Raw genomic sequence first — 3158 nt, 5'->3', positions numbered from 1 at the left:
CAGAGCCCGGCCACGCTCGACCACGGCCCAGAGGATCAGACGCTCGGCCTCCTTTCGGTAGGCCCGTCGGGTAGCGACGGATTCGTGGAGGGCCAGCCAGGCCTGCACCGCCTCGTAGTCGTTGTTCGCGTCCAGCGTGCAGGTGGCCCCGGGAGCCCGGAACGTGCCGCGGGAGCCGTCGACCTCGTGCGGTATGTAGAGGCTTTCCCAGGGCACCACGTCATGCTGTGCTCCGACAGGGACCAATGCGCGGGCGCGCTCCGTGAGTTCCGGGTGCGCGGCGAAGAACGCCTCGATCTGCCGGGCGCTGGTGGCGCCCAGGCCGGGTATGGCCGTCCACCAGCGGCGCCGGCGTGGAATGCGCACGGTCAGATCGGCCAGGGTCTTGATGCCATGGGCTTTCATGGTGCGGGCGGCACGCGCGGGCAGCCAGTGTTCGACCTCGTCCGTCACCCGCGGCGCAGGCGCCGGCAGATGCCTTAGCGTCTCGATTGCGTTCAGGACCGAGCGCGCCCGCTCTTCGCGCTCGGCTGCTGGATGCTCCATCAATGCGGCCAGCGCTTCACGATGCCGAGAGCACGCGTAGGCGGCCAACTGGCGGCGGATCACGCCCGGCGCGCGTCAATGTAGTTGTCGCCTCTTTCATGCAGCCAGCGGCTGTATGTCTGATACCCGCGAATGTGTCTGAACGACGCAGTCACGTTCGGGGTTGAGGGTCACCGCGCCGATGGGCGACCAGTTGCGAGTCGGTCCTGACCAGCGCGCCGGGTTGAGGGCCCGGGCACGGGTGTACAACTCGTGGCGAGCAGCGAGGATGGCCTGGTCTTCACCGGCGTGGCGCTGAGCCGGGCTGACGTAGCGAATGCCGCTGTGTCGATGGTCATGGTTGTACCAACGCACGAAGCCGGCCGCCCACAAGCGCGCGTGCCCGAGATCGGCGAAGCCCTTGGTGGGGAACTCCGGGCGGTACTTGGCCGTGCGGAACAGCGACTCCGCATAGGCGTTGTCGTCGCTCACGCGAGGTCGCGAGTACGACGGCTTCACGCCCAGCCAGTTGAGCATCGCCAACACGGTCGTCGCCTTCAACGTGGACCCGTTGTCGCCATGCAGCACCGGCTTGGTGTCGAGCGTGGCAATGCTTTCGGCGAGCGCCGTACGGCGCACCAGATGCGCGGCATGGTCGGAGTCATCCGTATCGTGAACTTCCCAGCCCACGATCTTGCGGCTGTACAAGTCCAGGATCAGATAGAGGTGGAACCAGCGCCCGAGCACCTGCGCCGGCAGGTAGGTCATGTCCCAACACCACACCTGCCGCGGTGCTGCGGCGATGTGCGTGGTTGGCGGGCGCACGACCCTGGGCGCCTTGGCCCGGCCTCGGTGAGCTGTCTGCCCCTGAGCGCGCAGCACGCGGCTGAAGCTGGACTCGCTGGCCAGGTAGATGCCCTCGTCGGCCAGCATGGGCACGATGCGCGCCGGCGGCACGGCCGCAAAGCGCGGCTCGTTGGCCACGGCCAGCAGCTGTGCGCGCTCGGCGTGGCTCAGGGCATGGCTCGGCATGGGGCGCAAGGCCCGCGGCCTGCCATCGCCCGCCGTGAGCCCCTTGTGGGCCTGCCACCGCTGCAAGGTGCGCGCATCGATGCCGGCGATCTCGCAGGCCGGACGCAGTCGCGCTCCGGCGGCATGTGCAACATCGATGTCTCGGGCCAAGGCTTGGCGATCTTCGAGGCCGATCATTCGTCCTCGCCTTTGTTGAAGATCGCCGCCACTTTTTTTGACAGTACCAGGAGAGCCGCAGTCTCTGCCAGCGCCCGATCTTTGCGCAGCAGGTCGCGCTCCAGTTCCTTGATGCGCTTGGCGGAGGCTCGCGTGGCCTGGGGACTGGCCCGGGCCTCCTCGGGTTCAGCCAGCGCGGCTGTCGCACTGGCGCGCCATTTGTCCAGCTCGGCGGGGTACACCCCGTGCTCGCGGCACCATGCGCTCTTTGCGGCCTCGTCCATCGCCGCCGTTGTGATCACCGCCTCAAGCCGGGCGCGCGCAGTCCATGCCCGCCCKMGGGCGGGCATGGACTGCGCATCCTCGCGCCAACGCTCCAGTGTTCCCACTCCAATACCAACCTCGCGCGCCACCACTTCCAGCGCCGAACTCTCCGGCGGCAGCAATCTTGCTACCGCTCGGTCCTTGAATGCTTTTCCGTATCGAGCCACTCTCATCCTTCATCGCCGCCCCCGGGTTCTTGGTTCTATAGAGGCGACAACCATTCTGCCGCGGGGGGCTGCTCATGCCCTGCTTCGGCCGGCTTGGCGATCCGGATACTTTTCATGAGCACCAGTTTAGGCAAAAAAAACATCTATTGCGATAAGCATGATTATCTGAATAGTACGAACATACTTTAGGGTTCTGAATGGGGATCCGCCAAGATTGGTGCCTCCTCCTGAAGGCCGGCCAAGGAAAAAGAAAAGGACGGACGAGTACTTCCGCAATGGGGCCCCGAGCCGTCGTTCGCTCTGCTCCGAAGCTGACGTTTCGCCGTCCAGCGAGTTCATCCGGAGCAAAGCGAGAGGCGTGGTCTCGGTGTCGACGCCATGGAGGGCAACTCCGACTGTTGACCGCTTTCCGCGAGGTTCACCCCGATGGGGGCAGATTTACCGCGCTGCGCAGCGCACCGGGCTATTTGCCGTGCTCGCGCGACGGCTGTTCAAGGAACTTCACATGTTTCAGCCGCGGCGACAGCGGATTTCAAATTCTGTAAGAGCCAACGCCTCCCGAGTCTGTTAGACCCGGCAAGGTGCGCCGTTTCTCGAGATCGAAGTTCAAGTCGGCACCAAACAAAATCGGCCTGCAGCCCGCGCCGGTGCTCGTTTTCGGCCTTGGCGTTGAGCAATTAACCGGACAGCAGTGATGCACGACAACCACTTACGGATGCAAGTCTGTGCGCGAAGACTGCCCGGCGCAAGCTGTTGACTTTCAAAGGAAAAACTCTCGCGACCGTATCGATCYGCAGAGAAAGTTCAATTACCCCATCGCACTGCTGACGCGCCTGCACCCGGGCTGCGAGGATCCCGACCTGCCTTGGCGGCTAGCGCGCTGGGAGAGCGAGGGGCCTGAATCCGGGGGTGAGGTGGAGCGGTATGTCTTTGGACCTGCGCGGGGTGTGCCCC

The 3158-nt window shown here is 65.2% G+C and carries 2 pseudogenes; both read right to left on the bottom strand.

The annotated features are described in order from the left end of the window. Positions 1-612 (bottom strand): annotated as a pseudogene (locus tag AC1DY5_RS50900) (phage integrase family protein); the annotation flags it as partial. A 30-nt stretch (positions 613-642) separates the two neighbouring features. After that, a pseudogene (locus AC1DY5_RS50895) lies at positions 643-2204 on the bottom strand (IS3 family transposase). Between the last annotated feature and the right edge of the window lie 954 nt (positions 2205-3158).

The organism is Variovorax sp. P4_D9 (assembly GCF_056401695.1).
Note: the sequence above shows the minus strand (reverse complement) of the source record. Positions and strands in the feature narration are given on the sequence as shown.